The sequence below is a fragment of the Streptomyces sp. CWNU-52B genome (assembly GCF_047444975.1).
Classification (GTDB): domain Bacteria; phylum Actinomycetota; class Actinomycetes; order Streptomycetales; family Streptomycetaceae; genus Streptomyces.
On record NZ_JBLFJV010000005.1, the window covers coordinates 905,075 to 927,465 of the forward strand.

A 22,391-nucleotide genomic window follows, 5' to 3' on the forward strand; every position below is an offset into this window, starting at 1 on the left:
CCTTCTCGTCGGCTCAGGTGGAGTGCTGAGTGGTGGACAGGCCCAGGGCCTTGAGGTCGGGCATGGTGCCCTCCTGCGCGGTGCGCAGCGATTCGGTGAGCGATCCCTGCCCGCCGCCGACCCGGGCGAAGGAGTCCTGCATGACCCGCTGGGTGGCACTCATCCGCGGTCCCCACAGCCAGCCGTCACCGATCTTCTCCGCCTCCTGCTCGAACAGGCCGTAGATGTCCTGCCCGCCGTAGTACGACCGGTCGAAGGCCTTGCGGCCCACGGCGACCAGGCCGGGGGCGGCCGGGTACTGGCTGCTGGTGCCGCTGGAGAGGCGGGCGCGCAGGGCGTCGGGGTGGGAGACCTGCCACTCGATGAACTCCATCGCGGCCTCGGGATGCCGGCTGTCCTTGGTGACGGCGAACGTGGACCCGCCATGGGTGCCCACGGCGGGAGCGCCGGTGTCCCACTGGGGGAGCGGCGCGATCCGCCACTGGCCCTTCTGCGCGGGCCGCGCGTTCATCTGCGCGCCGGCGTCCCAGGCGCCGCTGAGCCGGGTGAGGACGAGCCCGTTGCCGATCTGCGCGTCGGACTGTCTGCTCTCGGTCGCGTTCACGAACACGTCGTCCCGGTCGATGAGCCGCTGCCAGTACGTGGCCACGCGCCGCGAGGGCGCGTCGGCCAGGGAGACGTTCCAGGCCCCCTCGGAGGTGTCGAACCACTGGGCGCCGGCCTGCCAGGCGTACGCGGCGAACTGGGTCATCCCGTCCGTCGGGAACAGCACGAGGCGCCGGTCGGAGGCCTTGCGGCGCACGGAGGCCGCCTGCTCGGCGAACTCGTCCCAGGTCCGCGCGGCCCGTAGTCCGTAGCGGTCGAACAGGTCGGCGCGGTAGTGCATCACCATCGGCTCGACGTCCAGCGGAACGCTGAACACCTTTCCCTCGAACGTCGTCTGGGCGAGGGCCTGCGGCAGCAGCTTGCGGCGCAGGGTGTCGCTGACGAGGCCGGTGAGGTCGCGGGCGACTCCGTCGATGGCGAACCCCGGCACCTGCGGGTACTCGATGGTCGCGACGTCGGGCGCGTTGCCCGCGCGGGCGGCGTTGCTGAGCTTGGCGTAGCCGCCCTGGCCTCCTGAGGGGATCTGCTGGAAGTCGACGCGCACGCCGCTGTGCGTGCGGTTGAAGGCGTCGACCACCTCCTGGCTGCCGCGCAGGGCGGACCAGAAGGTGATGTGGGTCGTACGGCCCGTGCCGGGCGACGAGGCACCGTTCCCTCCGCTGCAGGCGCTCGCGGCTCCTGCTAGCGGTACGGCTGCCATCGCGGCGAGCACGGACCGACGCTTGGGTCGTCCGGGCATGGCGCCTCCCGCGGCTCCTGCGTGTCCGTCCGAGGACACGACTGTTCGGGACACGGGAATCCTCATGCCGTCGACCGAAACGGTCAATAGACCGATCAGAAGAAAAACAAACGTTCAAACGCTCATTCGTCCGAGGCGGCGACCACGGCCCTCTCGTCGCCGCCCCGACCCGCGGTGCCGGCGACCCGTCGGGTGGAGCCGCGCACCATCAGCGACGGCATCAGCTCGACGCGGCGCGCGGGCCGCTCGCCGCCCTCCCGCAGGCGTCGCATCAGCAGTTCGGCGGCCGCCCGGCCGACCTCCGCCTTGGGCGGGGCCACGGCCGTCAGGGGCGAGGTGGCGAGCGCCGCCACCACGTCGTCGTACGCCACGACGGAGCAGTCCTCGGGCACCCGCACCGCCTCGTCCGCCAGCCGTTGGACGACCATCAGCGCGTCCACGTCGCTGTGCAGCACCACCGCGGTCGCCCCCGTCCTGCGCAGCAGCCGCGGCAGCTCCGCCGTCTCGTCCGCGCTGTACGGACCCTCGCGGCCGGCCTGCGGTGAGATCAGCGCCCACGCCCACTCCTCCAGGAGCGGATGCGCCCCGGCGATCGAGGTGAAGGCGGCCCGCAGCGCGCGGGCGGTCGGACTGTCCTCGCGGGTCGCGAACACGATCCGCCGATGCCCGAGGCCCACCAGGTGCTCCACCGCGAGGTGCGCCCCGTACCAGTGGTCGGAGCACGCCGAGTCCAGGACGTGCGCGGCACTGCCCCGCCGCGGGCGGCGCTCCATCAGGACGGTGGGCACGTCGAGGGCGGCGAGCCAGTCGTAGTCGGCCTCCTCCACCGCCCGGGTGTGCCATCGGGGCGCGAGCAGCAGACCGCGGGCGCCGTCGGCCAGCGCCCGCTCGACCAGCGGGCGTTCGGCGCCCGCCACCTGGGGGGCGATGTGCAGCGCCATGCGCATCCCGGCCTCCTCCAGGGCCGTACGGGCGCCGTGCAGGGTCTCGGTCAGGTACGAGTGCCGCTCCGGCACCACGACCGCCACCCGGTCCCCGTCGGAGAGGTCGTCCGGGGGGCTCTCCTGGGCGGGCAGCGTCGAGCGGACCACGCCGTGTCCGCGGCGCAGCCGCCCCTCGCGCGTCAGCTCCTCCACGTCCCGGCGCACCGTCACCACCGAGACCTGCAACTCGTCGGCGAGGTCCCGGACCCGCGCCGCCCCGCGAGCCTGGACCGCCGCCAGGATCCGCTGGCGCCTGAGATCGACCGGTTCCCGCATGGTGCCCCACCTCGGAATGTTCGTTTGAGCGATTCAGATCATCGTAACGATCGTCTCGCTCGGCCGTCATCCGGGTTTCCCTACCGCCCGTGCCGGGCCGTTCCCGGGTGGTGAGCGTCTGGCGTGGGCTGGATCCTTGCTGGGTGTCGCTAAGTGACATAGTGTCGGTTGAGGACATTTAAAGGGGAATGGTGAAGGGAAGGTGACGAGCGCCATGACGACGGCGGAGAGCGGCTCGAGAGGCATGAGCGAGCAGCGGCGACGGCGGCTGCGGCTGGAGATCTCCCGGGAGGCCGCGCGGCTGTTCTGGGAACAGGGCGTGGGCGCCACGAGCGGCGACCGGATCGCCGAGGCAGTGGGTCTGTCGACGCGGACCGTCTGGCGGCACTTCCGCACCAAGGAGAGCTGCGCCGAACCGGTCGTCATGCAGGGGGTCGTCACCTTGATGACGGTGCTGCGCGGCTGGCCCCGGCAGCGTTCCCTGGAGGACCACCTGGCCGTCGAACTGGCGGGGCTCCACGAGGGGACGTCACCGGTCGCTCTGGCCGACGAGATGCTCGCGATGCAGATGATCCGGCTCGCCGACACCGAACCGGCGCTCCGCACGGTGTGGTTGATGGCCTGCGATCAGGCCGAGCGCCAGATGTGCGAGATCATCGGCGACCGGCTCGGCCGGCCGGCCGACGACATCGAGGTACGGATGCAGGCGGCGGCCACCGCGTCGGTGGTGCGGGTGCTGGACGAGCACATCGGTGCCTCCTTCCTCTCCGGCGCCGACCTCACGGAGTTCGCCGATGTACCGTCCGTGGCCCGGCGCTACGCCCACGCGATCCGTACGGCCACCAGCGGGGTCGTCGGCGATCCCGTCGGCTGAGGGCGCCGGGTGAGGACGTCGGACCCGAGCGGCGCACGGGCCGCAACCCCGGCCCGCCCGGACGCGCGAAGCCCGGCTCGGCCCGTCTCAGCCCAGTTCCGCGCTGCCGAGGTGCTGCGTCAGCTGATCGGTGGTCAGCGGGTGGAAGGGGCCGCTGCGTGCGTCGCGGTACAGCTTCTCCAGCGGGTGGCCGCGGCGGTAGGCGCCGCCGCCGACCAGGCGCATGCCGATGTCGACGACCTGGATCGCGTTCTCGGTCGCCACGACCTTCGGGATCTCGAGCAGGCCCAGCCGGCGCGCCGGGTCGTCCGGCAGATCGCGCCCCTCGTTGAGGCGCGCGGCGGCGACCTCGACCGTGTTGGCCGCGGCCTCGATGAGCACCCGCATCTCACCGACACCGATCTGCACCAGCTGCTGGTCGCTCACCTTGACGTCGGGGGCCTCGGGCACCGCGCCGAGCCGCTTCGTGCGCAGGATCGCGAGCGTCTCGTCGTACGCACGGCGCGCGAGCCCGAGGTAGACCGACGCGAAGCTCAGCGTCTGCCATTCCAGGTTGGCGAACAGGCCGGTCCTGAACTCCGGGGACACCAGGTCGGCGGACGGCACGAACACCTCGTCGAACACCACGGTCTCGGTGCCCGTCGCGCGCATGCCGAGCGCGTCCCAGGTCTTCTCGATCCGCACCCCCTCGGCCGAGGCCGGACACACCAGCAGCACCTCGCGCGCCGCACGGACCGCATGACCGGTCGGCAACGCGCCGTCCGGCTCGGTGACCGTCGCGTTCACCGTGTGGAAGTCGGCGACCGGCGCCAGGGTGCCCCAGCTCTTGCGCCCGCTGACCCGGAACCCGCCCTCGACCGGCACCGCGAGCGTGTCGGCCAGACCGATCACACCGGCACGGGTCTCGCTGTACGCGCCGTCGAACAGATGCCCCTCGCGCGCCACGCCCGGGAAGAAGCGCGCCTGGTGCTCCTCGCTCCACATGCCGCGGAAGAACCCGATCACGCCCCAGTGCATGTTGAAGGCCAGGGCGATCGCCGGGTCGCCGTACGCCAGCAACTCCACGCAGCGCGCGGTGGTCGCGATGTCGGCGCCCCAACCGCCGTAGCGCTTGGGGACGTTGAGGCCCGGCAGGCGTAACGCGCGCACCCGGTCGGCCAGGTCGTACGGGAACGTGTTCTCCGCGTCGTGGTGCGGTCCGGCCTTGCTGAACTCCTCGGCCAGCCGGCGGCAGGTGGCGAACGCCTGCTCCCGCTCGGCGGAGCTCATCTCGACGACGTGCACGGGTGGGGCCATCGGGTCCTCCTCGCTCGTGGCGGGCACGGCGCGTCGCCTGACCGCGCAGGACCGGGATACTGCGGCTCGCGCCGGTACCGCAAGAGCGAGGGATCGCGGACAGGCCACCGGGGCCGGACCCGAACGGGCGGGTGCGGACGCAGGCGTCACGCGATCACGAGGTCACGTCCCGGTGCAGGATCCGGGCGAGCCAGTCGCTGCGGGTGCGGCGCGCCGTGGCCGAGACGCGGGCCTCCGGGTACAGCGTGTCGAATCCGTGGCAGCCGCCCGCCCAGACGTGCAGTTCGGCCTGGCCGCCGGCCGCCCAGAGGCGGGTGGCGTAGTCGGTGTCCTCGTCACGGAAGACCTCGGCGGAGCCGGTGTCGACATAGGTGGTCGGCAGGCCCGAGAGGTCGTCGGCCAGGGCGGGCGAGATGTACGGGGACACCTCGGGGACGTCGCTGAGGTCGCCGGCGTCGCCGAGGCGGCCCAGGACGGCGCGCCAGCCGAACTCGTTCATCTCGCGGGTCCACACGCCGGGTCCGCCGGAGTACTGACGGCTGGAGACGCTGGTGTTGCGATGGTCGAGCATGGGGCAGATCAGCACCTGCGCGGCGATCGACGGGGCGCCGAGGTCGCGGGCCAGCAGCGCGACACCGGCCGCGAGGCCGCCGCCCGCGCTGACACCGGCGACCACGATCCGGTCGGGGTCGATGCCCAGCTCGCCGCTGTGTGCGGCGGTCCAGAGCAGCCCCTGGTAGCAGTCGTCGACGAGGGTGGTGCCGGTGGCCTCCGGCGCGAGCCGGTAGTCCACCGAGACCACGACCGCGCCGAACTCGTCGAGCCACTCCAGCGGGACGTCGATCTGCGAGAAGCGATCCCCCATGACCATCCCGCCGCCGTGTATCCAGTAGACGCAGGGTGCCGCGGTGGCGCGTCCGGAGTCCGCGGGGCTGAGGACGGACAGAGGGATCGGGGCACCGTCCGGCGCGGGCACGGTGATCTCGCGCCGGTCGACCCGTTGACCAGCAGGGCGGGCGGCGAGCAGGGGCTCGACGGGTGTCGAGGAGTACGGGCGCAGTTGGGCGAGCACCTCCGTGCCGAGTTCCGGCATCGGCGGCATGCCGGCCAGCAGCTCACGCAGTTCGGGGTCCAGATCGGGCCGTGCGGCGGTCATGGTCGTCGCCTCTCGTCGGGTGGTGCGGGAAGGGGGCGCAGGTGTTCAGAAGGAGGCCTTGCCGCGGACCGGCACGTAGTCCGTGTAGACGGACTCCCCGGCGAGCAGCCCGTCGACCTCGGCCACGATGGCCTGGGCCGCCGCGCCGGCGAAGATCCGGTGGTGGTCCTCCTCGGTGCGCCACCCCTCGGTGACGTGGACGACGTCGGGGTCGGACGCGGAACGGGAGACGAGGTAGACCAGGCAGTACTCGCTCGCCCCGGGGCTACCTTCGTGCAGCCCCGTCAGCAACAGGTCGACCAGCCGGTCGCCCATTCCGGGCCTGGCCGTCAAGGTGGCGTTGAAGCCATAGCCGGGGATCATGGTGTCCTCTTCTCAGCAGCTGGAGCGCGGTGCTTCCGCTGATTCCATTAGACCGAGCTGACCTGCGGAAACGTTAGAACGATGCTCCCTCGGACCTGCACGATCCTCCCGGCTGCCGCAGCGACGGTGCCGCATGGTGCTGCAATGGACGCATGCACCTCGAAGAGCTGCGCACGCTGCTGGCCCGGCACGCGCGCCCCGACGGGACCACCCCGATCGACGGCGTCCTGATCTCGAAGGTCGACCGGCGGGACCCGCCGGCCCCCTCCACCTCCGGCACGGTGCTCGCGGTCATCGCCCAGGGCGTCAAACGTCTCGCGCTGGGCGACCGGGTCTACGAGTACGGCCCCGGGCAGTACCTGGTCGCGTCCGTCGACCTGCCCGTCACCGGCCAGTTCACCCGGGCGGACCCCGAAGAGCCCGCCCTCGGCCTCGGTCTCACGCTGGAGCCGTCCGCCGTCGCCGACCTGCTGCTGCGGGCCGGCCCCGGAGACACCCCTCGCCCCGGATCGGGCGCGCCCTCGGGGATCGCCGTCTGCGACGCCCCGCCCGCGCTGCTCGACGCCTCGGTCCGGCTGCTGCGCCTGCTCGACGAACCCCGTGACCGCGCCGTACTGGCCCCGCTGGTCAAACGCGAGATCCTGTGGCGCCTGATCACCGGCGAACAAGGGGCCACGGTGCGTCAACTCGGCCTGGCGGACAGCAGCCTGAGCCAGGTGTCCCGGGCCGTGGGCTGGATCCGTGAGCACTACGCGGAACCCTTCCGGGTCGAGGACGTGGCGCGGATGTCCGGCATGAGCGTCTCCGCCTTCTACCGCAACTTCCAGGCGGTGACCGCGATGAGCCCCATCCAGTTCCAGAAGCAGATCAGGCTGCAGGAGGCGAGGCTGCTGCTCGCCACCCACCCGGGTGATGTCACCGGAGTCGGCCGGCGGGTGGGCTATGACAACCCGTCGCAGTTCAGCCGCGAGTACCGCCGGCAGTTCGGCGAACCCCCGAGCAGGGACGCCGCCCGTCTGCACGGCGGAGGATCGTACAAGAGCGGACGGCGACAGTTCTGACAACTGCGAGACCGCTCTCCACCGCGACGCGCTCTCCACCGCGACGCGCGGGGGTGCGCATCGTCGAACTCGCGCCCTTCGGTGTGCGGGCGAGCCCGGTGCCTGCCTGACGACGAACCTCGCGGTGCGGGCGTCGCCGTTCGCAGATCCGCAGGAGCCAGTGTTACCGCGGAGAAACAGGTGACGCCCGCCCTTGAAACATGTATCGCTCACGTTTGTCCGTATCTGCGCGGGCGTCGCCCCGCGGGAGTGGCATAGGAGGACCGTGAGCACGTCATCCCCTTCGTTTTCGTTCCTTCCCCCGCACGGCACCGGGCGTCCGTACGAGGCCGATGCCGTGCGCGCGCCGCATGCATGAGCTGCTGTGGGTGGCAGGGCTGGTGGGCGGGGTGCTGTGCCTCGCCGGACATCGGGCGTCTCCCGTACGGCACTGGCTGCCGCACGCGGTCGCGCTCGCGGTCATGCCGGTGATGGCTCCCGGAGCGGGCGGCCGGGTGCTGCCGGTGGCGGGTGCCGCCGTGCTCGTCGGTGCCTGTCTGTGGGAGATGCGCGCGGGGTGCGCGTTCCGCAGGGCGGCCGAGTCGGTGAACCTGGCGACGATGGCACTGCTCACGGCGGCCACGGCGGTTGCAGGACGGAGCCACCACACCGGGGAGGGCGCCGGCGGCCTCACGCCGGCCGAACTCGCGCCGTGGACGGTGCTGTTCTGTGTCGCGTGCTGGACCGTGGCCAGGGCGGGTGTGGTGCTCGTCCGAAAGGCGTGGCCGCCCCGGATCACCGCGGTGCCTCCGCACCGGCGCGCGGTCCTGCTGGGGGAGACCGGCGGCGCGCTCATGGTCACCGCCATGGCCGTCATGCTCGGCCTGCCCTGACGGCGGTGTCACGAAGGCGGCGACGGCCGAGCCGCTCGAAATATCGGCGACGACCGGGAAGGTCGGGACGGCTGCACTGAAGTCGCGTTCCCAGTAGGTGAGTTGAGGGGGAGGCGGGCGCGGTGGGCGAGGTCCGTGCCGCGGCTCCGGGACATTCGACCCTGTCGCTTTGGATCTCGATGTGCAAGCATTGGATCCAATCAATAAGCAATCGGATGCACGAGGTGAGCGATGCTGAGACGCGAGGACAACGAGCGCGTGACGCGTACCGGCCCTGGTACGCCCCTCGGACAGCTCATGCGCGCCTACTGGCAGCCGGTCGCCCTCGTCTCGGAGATGTCCGAGGAGCGACCGGTCAAGGCGATCCGGATCATGAGCGAGGACCTGGTCCTCTTCCGGCGCGACGAGGCTCCCGGTGTCGCCGGTCCCGACGCGGCCGGCATCGGCGCGTGGGGCCTGGTCGGCCGGTTCTGCGCCCACCGGGGAGTCGACCTCTCCTTCGGACGCCGGGAGAACGGCGGGCTGCGCTGCCTCTACCACGGGTGGCTCTACGGCCCGGACGGCCGCTGTCTGGAGCAGCCCGCGGAACCCGAACACAGCAACTTCGCCGCCAAGGTGCGCATCCCGAGCTATCCCTGCGTGGAGCGCAACGGCATCGTCTTCGCCTACCTCGGCACCGGTGACCCACCGCCCTTCCCGGCGTACGACTGCTTCCGTGCTCCCGAGGAGTACACCTTCGCCTTCAAGGGGCTGTGGGAGTGCAACTGGCTCCAGGGGGTGGAAGGCGGGATCGACCCGAGTCACGTCTCCTTCCTGCACCGCTTCGTCGGCGAGGACCCGCGCGAGGTCTACGGACAGCAGTTCAGCGAGGAGGTGGAGGGCTTGGGAAAGAAGCTCTCGGAACTCGTCGGGGACAGCTTCCGACCGGACATCGAGGTGGAGAGCGCCGAGCACGGACTGCGGGTCTTCGCACTGCGTGAACTCACCGAGGACGTCCGGCACGTGCGGATCACCAACCTGGTGTTCCCCAACGCCTTCGTGGTGCCCTTCGGCAACGGCAAGGTCTTCTGCCAGTGGCACGTCCCCGTCGACGACGAGCACCACTACTGGTTCATGATCCTCTACGACTTCGAGGAGGTCACCGACAAGGACACCCTGCTGGCGCAGCGCCTCGCGGAGGTCTCGCTCCCCGACTACCGGCCGTTGCGCAACCGCTCGAACGACTGGGGCTTCGACCCCGAGGAGCAGCGGGAACTGACGTACACGGGCATGGGTCTCGACATCAACGTCCACGACCAGTGGGCGGTGGAGAGCATGGGGCCCGTCCAGGACCGTACCGTCGAGCGGCTCGGCATCTCCGACCGCGCCGTGACCGCCAACCGCAGACTCCTGCTCAAGGCGATCACCTCCTTCGAGAACGGCAACCCGGTGCCCGGACTGCCGCTCGACGCGCGGGAGGCCGAGGAACTGACCGGTCCTCTGGCCATCGACACCACCACCCCCACGGACGGCTGGGAAGAGGCGTGGCGGCGCCGGGAGGCGGAGCGGCGCGCCCGCTCGCCGTGGGCGGCCGGGCAGGCGGTGACCGGTGCGCAGCGCTGACGAACGGCCGCGGGCCCAGGGCGGCGAAGGACCCGGCGCCCGCCCGTTGACCTCCGCCGGAGCCGGCGGCTTCGTCGAGCGGCACGGCCTGTGGGACGAGCGGCAGCACGTGGCGGCCGGACACGTACGCCGGGTGATCGACGAACTCGGTCTGGACCGGGTGCGGTTCTCCTTCGCCGACCAGCACGGGGTGCTGCGCGGCAAGACACTGACCCGGGAGGCGGTACCCGGCGCCCTGCGCTCGGGGGTCACCGCACCGTCCTCCCTGCTGCTGAAGGACACCTCCGGCCGGACCGCCTTCCCGGTCTTCTCGGGCGGCGAGGGCCTGGCCGGCGGTCGCTTCGCGGGGGCCGGTGACATCGTCCTGGTACCCGACATGACGACGTTCCGGGTACTGCCGTGGGCCGAAGGCACCGGCTGGATCCTGTGCGACCTCTACCACCCCGACGGCACCCCGGCGGCGTTCTGCTCGCGCGGCCTGCTGCGCCGCAGCCTGTCCGCCCTGGCGGGCACCGGGTACGACCTCACGGTGGGCGTGGAGCTGGAGTTCCACGTGTACCGGCCCGCCGGCGGCGGGCCCGCGCCGGTGGGCGTCGGACGGCCGGGCGCTCCGGGGCCGGCGCCGGAGGTGGAGGCGCTCAGCGGCGGTTCCCAACTGCTGCACGAGGAGGGCCTGGACCGGCTCGACGACCTGGTGGGCCTGCTGCACCGCGGACTCACCGGACTCGATCTGCCGTTGCGCTCACTGGAGCTGGAGTTCGGCCCCAGCCAACTGGAGCTGACCCTCGACGCGCGGGACGCGGCGCAGGCCGCGGACGACGCGCTGCTGGCCCGTGCGGCGGTGCGGCAGATCTGCCACCGGAACGGCTACCACGCGACGTTCATGTCCCGTCCCGCCGTGGCGCGGACCGCGTCGAGCGGATGGCACCTGCATCAGTCGCTGCGTTCCCGGGCCGGTGGCCGGGCCGTCTTCGACCCGGCGCCTGACCCGGCGGGCGCGATGCGCGGCGCGCCGCTCGACTCGACGCCGGGCCCGGCGTCCGGAGAGGCGCGGAGCGGGGACGCTCCGTCCGGAGAGGTGCTGTCACCGGTGGGCCGGCACTACCTCGCGGGACTGCTGGAACACGCGGCCGCCGCCACGGTCTTCACCACACCCACCGTCAACGGCTACAAGCGGTACCTGCCGATGTCCCTGGCCCCCGACCGGGTGGTGTGGGGCATCGACAACAAGGGCGCCATGGTGCGCGTGGTCCCGGCCCAGGGCGGGGGCGGCGCCCGGCTGGAGAACAGATCCGGCGAGCCGGCCGCGAACCCGTACCTCTACATCGTCTCGCAGGTGGTCAGCGGGATGGACGGGATGGCCAGGCGGCTCGACCCCGGCCCGCCGATCGCCGACCCGTACGACGCCAGGGCCCGCACGCTGCCCGGCTCGCTCGCCCAGGCGCTGGACGCGCTCGACGCGGACCCGGTGTTCGCCGAGGCGCTCGGCCAGGAGGTCGTCTCCTGGCTCACCACGATCAAACGCGCGGAGTTCGCCCGCTACCTGGCGCACGTCTCGGACTGGGAACAACGCGAGTACTTCGACCTCGTCTGACCGCACCCGGCCGTCCGCGGCCGCCCTCACCTCACGGAAGACGCCATGACCACGTTCAAGGCCCACCCCGCGCCGCTGGAACCCTTCCTCGTCGACGGACGGTGGATCGCCCCCGGCGACCGGCGGACGTTCCCCGTCCTCGACCCCGCCTCGGAGACCGTCCTGACCCGGGTCGCCCAGGCCACACCACAGGACGTCGACGACGCCGTGGCCGCGGCCTCCCGGGCGCACGAGGACGGCCGCTGGCGCGGCCTGCCGGCCGCCGAGCGGAGCCGGGTACTGCACCGGATCGCCGAGCTGATCGAGGAGCACGCCGAGGAACTGGCGGTGCTGGAGACCCGCGACAACGGCAAACCCGTCGAACGCTCGCGCGCCGACACCGCGATGAGCGCCAGGACGTTCCGCCACTTCGCGGGCGCCCCCGCCCGGCTGACCGGCACGGTCGTGCCCCTGGACCCCGGACACCACGTCTACACGGTGCCGGAGCCCGTCGGGGTGGCCGCGCTGATCCTGCCGTGGAACTTCCCGGTCATGACCGGCTGCTTCAAGCTGGCCCCCGCACTCGCCGCGGGCTGCACCGTCGTGCTCAAACCCGCCGAACAGACCCCGCTGACCATGCTCCGCGTCGCCGCCCTGTGCGCCGAGGCGGGACTGCCGGCCGGAGTGCTCAACGTACTCACCGGCGACGGCGAGGTGGGCGCCGCGCTCACCACGCACCCGGGGGTCGCCAAGGTGTCCTTCACCGGCTCGACCGAGGTGGGCCGGCTGGTGATGGGCGCCGCCGCCCCCACCGTCAAGCGCCTCACCCTGGAACTGGGCGGCAAGAGCCCCAACATCGTGTTCGCCGACGCCGACCTGGACGCGGCCGTCGTCACCGCGATGCGGGCCGCCTTCGGCCACTCCGGACAGATGTGCACGGCCGGCAGCAGACTGCTGGTCCAGCGCTCCGTCCTGGCGGAGATGGAGGAGCGGCTGGCCGACGCGGTGCGCAAGGTCCCCGTCGGCAACGGCCTGGACGGCGGGATCACCGTCGGACCGCTGGTCTCCGAGGAACAGCGGACCCAGGTCCTGTCGTACGTCGAGGCAGGTGTCGCCGAGGGCGCGAAACTGGTGACCGGCGGACAGGTACCGGACCGGCCGGGCTACTTCGTCGAACCGGCGCTGTTCACGGGCGTCACCAGCGGCATGCGGATCGCCCGCGAGGAGATCTTCGGCCCCGTGGTGGGGGTGATCCCCTTCGAGGACGACGACGAAGCCGTCGCCGTCGCCAACGACACCTCCTACGGGCTCGCCGCCGGCGTGTGGACCAAGGACCTCTCCCGCGCCCACCGCACGGCCGCCCGGCTGCGCGCCGGAACCGTGTGGATCAACACCTACAACATCTTCGACCCGGCACTGCCCTTCGGGGGAATCGGCGACTCGGGCCTCGGCCGGGACCTCGGTGACGACGCCCTGTACTCCTACTGCGAACGCAAGGCGGTGGTGGTCGCACTATGAGCACCGACACGACAGCGGGTACGGACACGGCCGCGGGTACGGAAACGACAGCGAGCACGGACACGACCGCGGACACCGGCACGACCGCGGTTCCCGGCCCCTCGGCGGACGGATCCGGCGGGCCGGCCCTCGACGTCGCGGCACTGCGCGCCGCCACCCCCGGAATGCGCCACGCCCACCACATGAACGCCGCGGGAGCGGCACTGCCCAGCGCGGCGACCCTGGCCGCCGTCACCGACCACCTGCGCCTGGAGTCACTGCTCGGCGGCTACGAAGCGGCCGAGGCACTGGCCGACCGCACGGAGCGGGTGTACCACTCGGCGGCCCGGCTGATCGGCGCCGGACCGCAGGACATCGCCCTGGTGGACAGCGCCTCCACCGCCTGGCAGCGGGCCCTGGGAGCCCTGCGGCTCAAGGCGGGCGACCGGGTCCTGGCCTCGTCCTCCACCTACGTCAGCTCCGCCCTGCACCTGCTGGAGATGCGCGACTCGCACGGCATCGTCCTGGAGGTGCTGCCCGCAGACGAGAGCGGGCAGGTCGACCTCGGCGCACTGGAGAGCGCCCTGCGCCGGCCTGCGGCGCTCGTCACGACCGCTCATGTCCCCACCTCCTCCGGGCTGGTGGAACCGGTGGCGGAGGTGGGCGCGCTGGCCGCCCGCGCGGGGGTGCCGCTGCTCCTGGACGCGACCCAGTCGCTCGGCCAACTCCCCGTCGACGTCGAGGAGATGGGCTGCGCCGTGGTGGTCGCCACCGGCCGCAAGTTCCTGCGCGGCCCGCGCGGCACGGGCCTGCTGTACGTCGGCCCGGAGCTGCGGGCCGGCACCAGGCCCGCCGCCCCGGACGTACGCGGCGCCCAGTGGTCGGCGGACTTCCGCTACGAGGTGATGCCGGAGGCACGGCGCTACGAGACGTGGGAGTCCTCCCACGCGCTGCGCCTCGGCCTCGGCACGGCCCTGGACGAGGCACTCGGCCTCGGCGTCGAGCGGATCCGCGACCATGTGACGGCCCTGGCCGAACGGCTACGGGCCGGACTCGCGGGCGTACCCGGAATCCGGCGCACCGATCCGGCGGCGGCGGCCTCGGGCATCGTGACCTTCCTGCGCGAGGACGAGGACCCCCGCCAGACCGTACGGGACCTGCGGGCCACCGGGTTCCGGCTGACCACGGTGCCCGCGTCGCACGGGCAGTGGGACCTGGGCCGCCGGGGTCTGGACCGGGTCGCCCGAGCGTCGCTGCACGTCTACAACAGCGAGGACGACGTGGACGCGCTCGTCGCCGCCCTGACCGCCCGCGAGCGGCGCCGCCGGGGTGCGCGGGAGGCGACCGCCGGAACGTCGTCGCGTACGACGTCCGAACCGCTGCCGGACCCGGCACCGGGACCGGTGCCAGTCGCGGCGCCCGGCGCGGCGTCAGCGGTGGTGTCCGGACCGGCGTCGGCGTCGAGTGCGACGACCGGGACCGCGGCGGACGCGACCGCCGTTCCCGGAACCGCCTCCCGGCCCGCGGGCCGCGCCGGTGACCGGGCCGACGTGATCGTCGTCGGGGCCGGTGTCCACGGCTCGTCCGCCGCCTGGCAGTTGGCGGCCCGCGGAGCGAGCGTCATCCACCTCGACCGGTTCCCCGCCGGCCACACCGAGGGCTCCTCGCACGGCAGGACACGGATGATCCGGCGGGCCTATCCCGCCGAGGTCTGGGACGGCCTGGTCGACACCGCCTACGGCGCCTGGGAGGACCTCGAAGTCGCCTCCGGGCAGCGGCTGGTGACGACCACCGGAGGCCTGTACGCCCGAGCCGTGGACGCACCGGGCGCACCAGGCGCACCGGGTACCCTGCGCGGCCCCGGCTGCGCGACCGTGGACCATGTCCGTGCCGCCGAACTCTTCCCCGGGCTGCGCCTGTGCGAGGGCTTCACCGCGGTCCACGACCCGGCCGCCGGTGTCATCGACGCCCGGGCCTCGCTCACCGCACTGGCGGCGCTCGGCCGCGCCCACGGCGTGGAGCGGCGCGACGGCTGCGCCGTGCTCGGGTGGCGCCGGGACGGCGAGGGCGTACGCGTCGACACGGAGCAGGGCGTGCTGCGCGCGGACCGGCTGGTCGTGTGCGCGGGCCCCTGGACCGCCGAACTGCTGCCCGCCTTCGCCCGGCCGCTCAGCGTCGTACGGATCGTGAACCTGCACCTCGGCTCCACACGGCGGCACCTGCTGGAACCGCCCCTGCTGGGCGCGTTCTCCGTCGACGTCCCGGGCGTCGGACTGCTCTACGGCATACCGGCCTTCGGCGGAGCCGGCGTCAAGATCGGCCTGGACCACGGGCCGCCCGAGGACCCGTCGGTGCCCGCGGGACCGGTCACCGGGGACGAGCGGGACCGGCTCCTCGGGCTGGCCTCGCGGTTCCTTCCGGCGGCCGACGGACCGGTGGAGGAGACGATCACCTGTCGCTACACGATGGCGCCGAACAACCGCTTCGCCGTCGGCCGGCTGCCGGGTGAGGACAGGGTGCTGATGGCGGCGGCCTGTTCGGGCCACGGCTTCAAGTTCGGGCCCGCGCTGGGCGCCGCGCTCGCGGACCTGGCGGAGGGCAGGCAACGAGCGGACCTGGACTTCCTGTCCCCGGCCGCGATGGGCGTCACCGACGCGCCAGGACCGGGGGCCGGAGCATGACCCCCGACGCCCGCCCGTACGGCGTCGGTCCGTACGGCCCCGGCCCGTACCACGCCCGCCCGGACAGCGGCAGGTCAGCCGCGGAAGACGGTGGCCGACCGCTGCTCGTACCAGCGGGCCAACTGCTCGCCCGCGCTGATCACATGGGCCTTCATCTCGCCGCGCGCCCGCTCCGCGTCCTCGGCGGCGAGCGCCTCGACGATCCGCTCGTGCTCGCGGATGTTGTCCTCGCGATGGCGGGGGTTGTCCTGGAGGACGAGGGCCGAGACGTTGCGCGGGAAGGCCTCGTTGACGTCCTTGATGGCACGGGCGAGCCGCTTGTTGCCTGCGACGGTGTGGATCAGGGTGTGGAAGCAGTCGTTCGCGGTGGTGGAGGGCGAGGAGCCCTCGCCGGGCGGCGGACCACCGCTGACCGTCCGTACCGTCTCGTTGGCCTCGCGCAGTTCCCGCAGCACGTCGGGGGTGACCGCGTGGACCGCCCGGACGCAGGCGAGCCCTTCGAGTTCGGCGCGGATCTCGTACGCCTCGCGGACCTCCCAGGGGGCCGGGACGCGCACCACGGCGCCGCGGTTGGGCAGCACCTCGATGAGCCCGCCCGCCTGGAGCTGGCGCAGTGCCTCCCGTACGGGGGTGCGGCTCACGCCGAGCAGCTCGGCGAGCTCGACCTGGCGCAGTTGCGCCCCGATGGGGATCTCGCCGGAGAGGATCCGCGCGCGGATCGCGGCGGCGGTGTCGTCGACGAGTGCCTTGCCCTTTCCGGCGGGCGGGTCCGCATCGGGGAGCGGGGCGGTGTCCATGGGGTCTCCGTCTGGTCGGCGAGGTCGAAGGCACAGTCAAAGCCAAGGGTGCGAACCGGCGGTGGCCGGGGCGGGGGAGGGCCGGGACACACGTCCTGACAGCTACCCGACAGCTTATGTATCCATTCTAAAGGTCGCAGGATCCAAGGCTTGCGATCCGTGCACAGGAGCGGAGACACCATGCACAACCCGTCCGGACATGTCAGCACCCCCGGGGACGCCGCCGCCCCCGGCAGCGTCAGCACCCGCGTCCACGCCCGGCGCGAGCGCACCCATCCTCTCGACCCGCTGTCCCCCGCGGAGATCGACGCGGCCGTCGCCGTGGCACGCGCCGACGGACGGCTCGGGGAACGGACCAGGTTCTGGGGCGCGGTCCTCGACGAACACTTCGCCCGTGAGGTGATGGCCGGGCTGCACGCCGAGGGCGAGGTACGGGTGGGCCTGGTGGCGATGGACCACGACCTGCCCGGGGCCTGGGAGATCGACGTGCGGCTCGGCGCCGAACCGCGCTGCCTGGAGTGGCGGCCGGTGGACATACGGCGCCCCGGCATCACCTCGACGGAGGCGCGTGCGGCGGCCAGGGCGTGCCGGGAGAGCCCGTTGTTCCGCGAGGCACTGGCCCGCCGGGGCATCCACGACGTGTCCCTGACGGTGATCGACGCGGAGTCCATCGGCGGCTTCGTACCGGAGAAGTACAAGGACCGCCGCATCACCTGGGGTTCGGTCTGGCACCGCGTCCAGGAGGACGACAACGCCTATGTGCGCCCCGTGCAGGGTGTCATCCCCCTCATCGACATGGCGACGATGGAGGTGCTGGAGGTCGAGGACCACGGGGTGGTCCCGGTCTCCGCGGAGCCCGGACCGCTGTCGGCCGGCGGGTTCGGCCCGGACCGCGCAGGGCTGAAGCCGCTGGAGGTGGTGCAGCCCGAGGGGCCCAGCTTCACGGTGGACGGACACCGGGTGAGCTGGCAGGGCTGGGAGCTGCGCGTCGGCTTCACCCACCGCGAGGGCCTGGTCCTGTACGACCTCGGCTTCCTGGGGCGCTCGGTGCTCAAGCGGGCCGCCTGCAACGAGATGTACGTCCCCTACCTCGACCCGAGTTCCACGCAGTTCCGAAAGAACTTCTTCGACTGGGGCGAGTACGGCGCGGGGCCGCTCACCAACTCGCTGGCGCTGGGCTGCGACTGCCTGGGTGTCATCCACTACTTCGACGCGGCCCACCTCGGGGGCGACGGCGCGGCCGAGCAGATCGAGCAGGCGATCTGTCTGCACGAGGAGGACGACGGCATCCTCTGGAAACACAACGACCTGCGCCGCGGGGTGAGCGAGGTGCGCCGCTCCCGGCGGCTGATCATCTCCAGTTTCCAGACGGTGGCCAACTACGACTACGGCTTCTACTGGTCGCTCTACCAGGACGGCAGGATCGAGCTGGAGATCAAGCTCACCGGCATGCTGTCGGCCTCCGGCATCGAGGAGGGCGAGGAGGTGCGGCACGGCCGGGTGGTCTCACCCGACGTCCAGACGCCCACGCACCAGCACTACTTCGGCCTGCGTCTGGACGCCGCGGTGGACGGTCCGCTCAATCGCCTGGTGGAGGAGAACGCCCAGGCGGAGGACGACCCGGACCACGACCCGTACGGCAACGCGGTCCGCATGGTGCGTACCCCGCTGCTGTCGGAGTCGCAGGCCGCCCGCCGGACGAACCCGGCGACGTCCCGGCACTGGCGGGTGGAGAGCGCCGAGAGGCAGAACCGCTACGGCGAGCCGACCGCGTACCGGCTGCGACTGCCCGACACCACCCGGCCCTTCGCGCGGCCCGAGTCGGTGATGGCCCGCCGGGCGCCCTTCGTCCACCAGCATCTGTGGGCCACGGTCTCCGACCCCGCCGAGAGCTACGTCGGAGGGCAGTACCCGAACCAGGCGGAGCCCGGCGAGGACGGCGTACAGGTCTGGCAGCGCAAGGACCGCTCGCTGGACGGGGCCGAGCTGGTCCTGTGGCCGGTCGTGGGCAGCCATCACTTCCCGCGGCCTGAGCAGTGGCCCGTCATGCCGGTCGACCGGGTGCGGATGGTCCTCGAGCCCGACGGGTTCTTCGACCGCAACCCGGCCATGGACGTCCCGGACCCGTCGGCCGGCCGGGACCACTGCTGCGGAACGTGATGAACCGTCACAAATCCAGTCTGTCGAAGGATCTCAGCAGATAGCACACAAGATCCCGGTTTCACGCGCTCGTAACACCCGGGACACGGCTCGGAAGCGCGAGCCGGACAGGATCACTTTGGATCCAATCAAGCCAAGATTAGATCCATTCCTTTGAGGAACGGTGCCCCAAGGAGGCCCTCATGCCGGATCAGTCGCAGGGATCGCCCGCACTCCGCCCGGCCGGACCGCGGGTTTCCGCCGGATCGCAGGTCTCCCGCCGCACCATGCTGCGCGGTGCCGGGGTCCTCGGCGTCGGGGTGGGCTTCGGACTGACCCCCCTGCTCACCGCCTGCGGTGTGGCCGACGACGGTTCCGGGGAGTCGGAGGGCGGATCCGGCAAGGGCGGCACCCTCACCCTCGCGATCGACTCGACCAGCGCGGTCAACGACCCCGCCTTCTATACGACGCTGGGGGACTGGATGGCGGTGGACTGCATCTGCCGCGGGCTGACCTTCATCTCCTTCGAGTCCAACGAGCCCACGCCGGACCTCGCGAAGAGCTGGAAGATCTCCGCCGACCAGCTGACCTACACGTTCACCCTCCGCGAGGGCGTCACGTTCCACGACGGTACGACCCTGTCCTCCGCGGACGTCCTGGCCACCCTGAACCGGCAGTTCGACCCGGAGGACAAGACCCTGCCGAAGGGCGCGTCCAGACCGCTCGCCTCTCTCGGCAACAACGTCGCCTCGCTCACCGCCGAGGACGACCTCACCGTCAAGCTGGTGCTCAAGGCGCCCGACCGGACCGTACTGGCCCAGCTCTCCGACATCGGCGGCCGTGTCATCTCCAAGGCCGCCCTCGACAAGTACGGGTCCGGCATAGGCAAGCCCCTCGTCGGCACCGGGCCGTTCAAGTTCGGCTCGGCCACCTCCGGCCAGTCGATCACCCTGGAGGCCTTCGACGACTTCCGGCTCGGCCGGCCGCCGATCGACCGGCTGGTCCTGCGCCAGGTGCAGGACCCCTCGGCGATCGTCAGCTCCCTGCTCAGCGGGGACGTCTCCGCCACCCAGTTCACGCCCTACTCGGCCGTCGAGCAGCTGAAGGCCGACGCCGCGGTCACCGTGTACGACACCAAGGAGGGCTTCGACGCGATCCTGATGATCGACGCCCGGCGCGTGCCCGAACTGAAGGTGCGCAAGGCCATCAACCTGGCCATCGACCGCAAGGCGATCGTCCAGCAGGCGTTCTTCAGCGTGGCCAGCGAGCCCGACGGCTACACGGTCCCGCCCGCCCAGAACGGCTACGACACCGGTCTCGCCGACCTGAGCACCAAGAACCTCGCCCGGGCGAAGAAGCTCCTCGAGGAGGCCGGGGCGGTGGGCCGTGAGCTGGGACTGATGGCGGCCAGCGACTCCTGGCACCCCAAGGCCGCGCAGATCGTCAAGCAGAACCTGGAGGACGCCGGCTTCAAGGTGAAGACCACCTCCGTCGACCCCGCGTCCTACTTCAGCCGGCTCAGCGACGGCAAGGACGACTACCACGACCTGATGATCTGGGAGCGCAACTCCTACGTCCCCGACCCCAACAACATGGTCGGCGCCATGGCGAACCCCGCCGGGCTCTACGGCAGCACCATCACCGGCCTGGACACGCTGGACGGCGTGGACACCATGGCCGAGGACCTCCTCGCGGCCAAGAACCTGCCGGTCGGCAAGAAGCGCACCGCCGCCTACTCCAGGATCCAGCGGCGCTGGGCGGAGGAGTACATGGTGATCGCCATGCTGGCCTGCTCGACCAACCTGGTGGTCAGCGGTGCCGAGGTGAAGGGCGTCGACGCCGCCGCGCTCGGCAACCACCGCTGTTTCATGGAGAAGGCCAGTGTCTGACCACGTGTCCGACCGGACGGCTTCCGGCCCGGGCCGCGTGCGGGGGAAGGGCCTCGGTGTCCTGGCCTGGCCGGCGGGACTGCGCAGGCACGGCATCGGCACGTCCTGGCCCGCGAAGGTGTCCTGGGTGTTCCTGATCGCGATCGTCCTCGTGGCGCTCGTCGGACCCCTGCTGATCTCCGCAGACCCGGTCCGGCAGACCTCCTCGGCGATGCTGCCCTTCGGCTCGCCCGGCCATCCGCTCGGCACCGACGACCTGGGCCGGGACGAACTGGCCCGGCTGGTGCACGGGGCCCGGCCGCTGCTGCTCGTGGCGTTCGCCGCGACCGCCCTGGCCGCCGTGCTCGGCACCGGCGTCGGCCTGCTGGCCGGCTACGCGGGCGGCGCCGTGGAACAGGTGCTGATGCGCGTCGTCGACCTGGCTCTGGCCTTCCCCTCCATCCTCCTGGTCATCCTGCTGGTGGCGGCCGCCGGACCGGGCACCACCAGCCTCGTCATCGGGGTCGGCGTCTCCCTCGCCCCCGGTCTGGCGCGGCTGGCCAGGGCGCTCGCGGCCAGGGAGACGTCCCGGGACTACGTCGTCGCGGCCCGGCTGGGCGGCACCCGCACGCCGCGCGTCCTGGCACAGGAGATCCTGCCCAACATCGCCGGGCCGATGGTGGCCCAGGTCGTGATGACCCTGTCGGTCGCCGCCGGCTTCGCCGCGGGGCTGTCCTACCTCGGCCTCGGCATCCAGCCGCCCACCCCCGACTGGGGCTACATGGTCCAGGCGGGCCAGGAGTTCCTCTACTCCGCGCCCCGCCTGGTGGTGCTTCCGGCGGTCCTGACCCTGCTGTTCGTCGTGGCCTGCAACTTCGTGGGCGACGACCTGCGGGACGCCCTCGACCCGAAGGGCACCGCATGAGCGCCCTCCCGCTGCCGCGACCGCGGCGCCCGCACGGCCCCAGGTCCGAGCGGGCGGACACCCTGTGGGCCATGGTCCGCAGGCTCCTGGGCATCCCGGTGGTCCTGTTCGCGCTGGCGACCCTGGTGTTCGTCGCGATGCGCCTGCTGCCCGGCTCGCCCACCGCCTCCCTCGCGGGCGGCGGGACGACCCTCACGGCCGCGGAGATGGCCCGGAACGAGGCACGGGCCAGCGAGGCGCTCGGCCTCGACCGGCCGCTGCTCTCCCAGTACGGCACCTACCTCGACAACCTGGCGCACCTGCGCTTCGGCGAGTCGTTCTTCGGCTCCAACAGCGTCCTGGGCCTGCTGGGCGACGCCCTGCCGGGCACCATCGAACTGACCCTGGCCGCGATGACCGTGGCCGTGCTCCTCGGCGTGGTCACCGGGGTCGTCGCCGCGCTGCGCAAGGGCACCTGGATCGACACCGCGACCCGGGCCGTGGCGACCGTCAGCTTCTCCCTGCCGTGGTTCGCGCTCGGGGTCGTCGCCATCGTCGTCTTCGGCGTCTGGCTGCGCTGGCTGCCCGTGCTGGGACGCCTGCCCAGCTCGCTCGACTACCGGCCCACGACCAACTTCGTGCTCGTCGACGCGCTGCTGCAGAACCGCCCCGAACTGATCGGCCCCTGGATCCAGCACCTGATCCTGCCCGCCACCACCCTGGCGCTCTCCATGGCCGGCTACATCACCCGCATCGTGCGCGCCTCGGTCCTGGACGTCCTCGGTGACGACTTCGTCAGGACCGCCCGGATGAAGGGGCTCGGCGAGTCCGCGGTGATCCGCCGCCATGTCCTGCGCAACTCCTGGCTGCCGATCGTGACGGTCCTCGGCCTGCAGTTCGGGTCCCTGCTGGGCGGCTCCGTGATCACCGAGACCGTCTTCTCCTACGGCGGCGTCGGCCGGCTGCTGGTGCAGGGCGTGCTCCAGCGCGACTACCCCGTGGTGCAGGGCGCCGCGCTCGCCATCGCCCTGCTGTTCGTCCTCGTCAACTACGCGGTGGACGTGCTCTACATGGTCCTCGATCCCCGTATACGGAAAGGCTGAG

17 protein-coding genes are annotated in these 22,391 nt (G+C 72.2%); 11 read left to right on the forward strand and 6 right to left on the reverse strand.

The features are described from left to right. Positions 1–13: 13 nt before the first annotated feature. Together ACLVWQ_RS06955 and ACLVWQ_RS06960 are read right to left on the reverse strand one after the other, a co-directional pair. Complete coding sequence (locus ACLVWQ_RS06955; RefSeq protein ID WP_414107279.1) at positions 14–1,345, reverse strand: ABC transporter substrate-binding protein; 1,332 nt, start codon at positions 1,343–1,345, stop codon at positions 14–16. A 122-nt stretch (positions 1,346–1,467) separates the two neighbouring features. Then, positions 1,468–2,604 carry a substrate-binding domain-containing protein gene (locus ACLVWQ_RS06960; RefSeq protein ID WP_414107280.1) on the reverse strand — a complete coding sequence of 379 codons (1,137 nt, stop codon included), beginning with the start codon at positions 2,602–2,604 and terminating at the stop codon, positions 1,468–1,470. A 214-nt stretch (positions 2,605–2,818) separates the two neighbouring features. Between ACLVWQ_RS06960 and ACLVWQ_RS06965 the strand changes: the two genes are divergently transcribed. Next, a complete protein-coding gene (locus tag ACLVWQ_RS06965) occupies positions 2,819–3,478 on the forward strand; it encodes a TetR/AcrR family transcriptional regulator (protein WP_414107281.1) in 660 nt (219 codons plus the stop codon). Between the two features lie 87 nt (positions 3,479–3,565). On the opposite strand, the gene ACLVWQ_RS06970 is transcribed toward ACLVWQ_RS06965, so the two are convergent. The 3 genes from ACLVWQ_RS06970 to ACLVWQ_RS06980 form a co-directional block, all read right to left on the reverse strand. Further along, on the reverse strand, positions 3,566–4,774 hold the full coding sequence (locus ACLVWQ_RS06970; RefSeq protein ID WP_414107282.1) for an acyl-CoA dehydrogenase family protein: 1,209 nt from the start codon (positions 4,772–4,774) through the stop codon (positions 3,566–3,568). A gap of 154 nt (positions 4,775–4,928) precedes the next feature. Then, positions 4,929–5,930, reverse strand: a complete 1,002-nt coding sequence (locus tag ACLVWQ_RS06975; RefSeq protein ID WP_414107283.1) for an alpha/beta hydrolase — start codon at positions 5,928–5,930, stop codon at positions 4,929–4,931. 45 nt (positions 5,931–5,975) lie between these two features. Then, positions 5,976–6,293 (reverse strand): putative quinol monooxygenase, encoded by a 318-nt coding sequence (locus tag ACLVWQ_RS06980; RefSeq protein WP_414107284.1) that lies wholly within the window; start codon positions 6,291–6,293, stop codon positions 5,976–5,978. A gap of 152 nt (positions 6,294–6,445) precedes the next feature. Here ACLVWQ_RS06980 and ACLVWQ_RS06985 point away from each other — a divergent pair, with 152 nt between their 5' ends. From ACLVWQ_RS06985 to ACLVWQ_RS07010, 6 genes are all read left to right on the forward strand, one after another. Continuing rightward, positions 6,446–7,354, forward strand: coding sequence for an AraC family transcriptional regulator (locus ACLVWQ_RS06985; RefSeq protein ID WP_414107285.1), 909 nt, complete (start codon positions 6,446–6,448; stop codon positions 7,352–7,354). Positions 7,355–7,704: 350 nt separating this feature from the next. Further along, positions 7,705–8,226, forward strand: coding sequence for a hypothetical protein (locus tag ACLVWQ_RS06990; RefSeq protein WP_414107286.1), 522 nt, complete (start codon positions 7,705–7,707; stop codon positions 8,224–8,226). A gap of 231 nt (positions 8,227–8,457) precedes the next feature. Continuing rightward, complete coding sequence (locus ACLVWQ_RS06995; RefSeq protein WP_414107287.1) at positions 8,458–9,828, forward strand: Rieske 2Fe-2S domain-containing protein; 1,371 nt, start codon at positions 8,458–8,460, stop codon at positions 9,826–9,828. After that, positions 9,815–11,422, forward strand: coding sequence for a glutamine synthetase family protein (locus ACLVWQ_RS07000; protein WP_414107288.1), 1,608 nt, complete (start codon positions 9,815–9,817; stop codon positions 11,420–11,422). Before ACLVWQ_RS06995 ends, ACLVWQ_RS07000 begins: the two co-directional genes overlap by 14 nt. A 45-nt stretch (positions 11,423–11,467) precedes the next feature. Further along, positions 11,468–12,919 (forward strand): aldehyde dehydrogenase family protein, encoded by a 1,452-nt coding sequence (locus ACLVWQ_RS07005; protein WP_414107289.1) that lies wholly within the window; start codon positions 11,468–11,470, stop codon positions 12,917–12,919. Then, positions 12,916–15,579: an FAD-dependent oxidoreductase gene (locus tag ACLVWQ_RS07010; RefSeq protein WP_414107290.1), complete on the forward strand. Its 2,664-nt coding sequence runs from the start codon at positions 12,916–12,918 to the stop codon at positions 15,577–15,579. Before ACLVWQ_RS07005 ends, ACLVWQ_RS07010 begins: the two co-directional genes overlap by 4 nt. Before the next feature lie 74 nt (positions 15,580–15,653). On the opposite strand, the gene ACLVWQ_RS07015 is transcribed toward ACLVWQ_RS07010, so the two are convergent. Then, positions 15,654–16,376, reverse strand: coding sequence for a GntR family transcriptional regulator (locus ACLVWQ_RS07015; RefSeq protein WP_414107291.1), 723 nt, complete (start codon positions 16,374–16,376; stop codon positions 15,654–15,656). 180 nt (positions 16,377–16,556) lie between these two features. Here ACLVWQ_RS07015 and ACLVWQ_RS07020 point away from each other — a divergent pair, with 180 nt between their 5' ends. The 4 genes from ACLVWQ_RS07020 (at position 16,557) to ACLVWQ_RS07035 (ending at position 22,390) form a co-directional block, all read left to right on the forward strand. Beyond that, the gene (locus ACLVWQ_RS07020; protein WP_414107292.1) at positions 16,557–18,536 is read left to right on the forward strand and encodes a primary-amine oxidase; all 1,980 of its coding nucleotides are present in this window, start codon (positions 16,557–16,559) and stop codon (positions 18,534–18,536) included. Positions 18,537–18,718: 182 nt separating this feature from the next. Continuing rightward, the gene (locus ACLVWQ_RS07025; protein WP_414107293.1) at positions 18,719–20,404 is read left to right on the forward strand and encodes an ABC transporter substrate-binding protein; all 1,686 of its coding nucleotides are present in this window, start codon (positions 18,719–18,721) and stop codon (positions 20,402–20,404) included. Beyond that, the gene (locus tag ACLVWQ_RS07030) at positions 20,397–21,308 is read left to right on the forward strand and encodes an ABC transporter permease (RefSeq protein WP_414107294.1); all 912 of its coding nucleotides are present in this window, start codon (positions 20,397–20,399) and stop codon (positions 21,306–21,308) included. The genes ACLVWQ_RS07025 and ACLVWQ_RS07030 overlap by 8 nt, the downstream gene beginning before the upstream one ends. Continuing rightward, a complete protein-coding gene (locus ACLVWQ_RS07035) occupies positions 21,305–22,390 on the forward strand; it encodes an ABC transporter permease (RefSeq protein ID WP_414107295.1) in 1,086 nt (361 codons plus the stop codon). The genes ACLVWQ_RS07030 and ACLVWQ_RS07035 overlap by 4 nt, the downstream gene beginning before the upstream one ends. Position 22,391 lies beyond the last annotated feature (1 nt).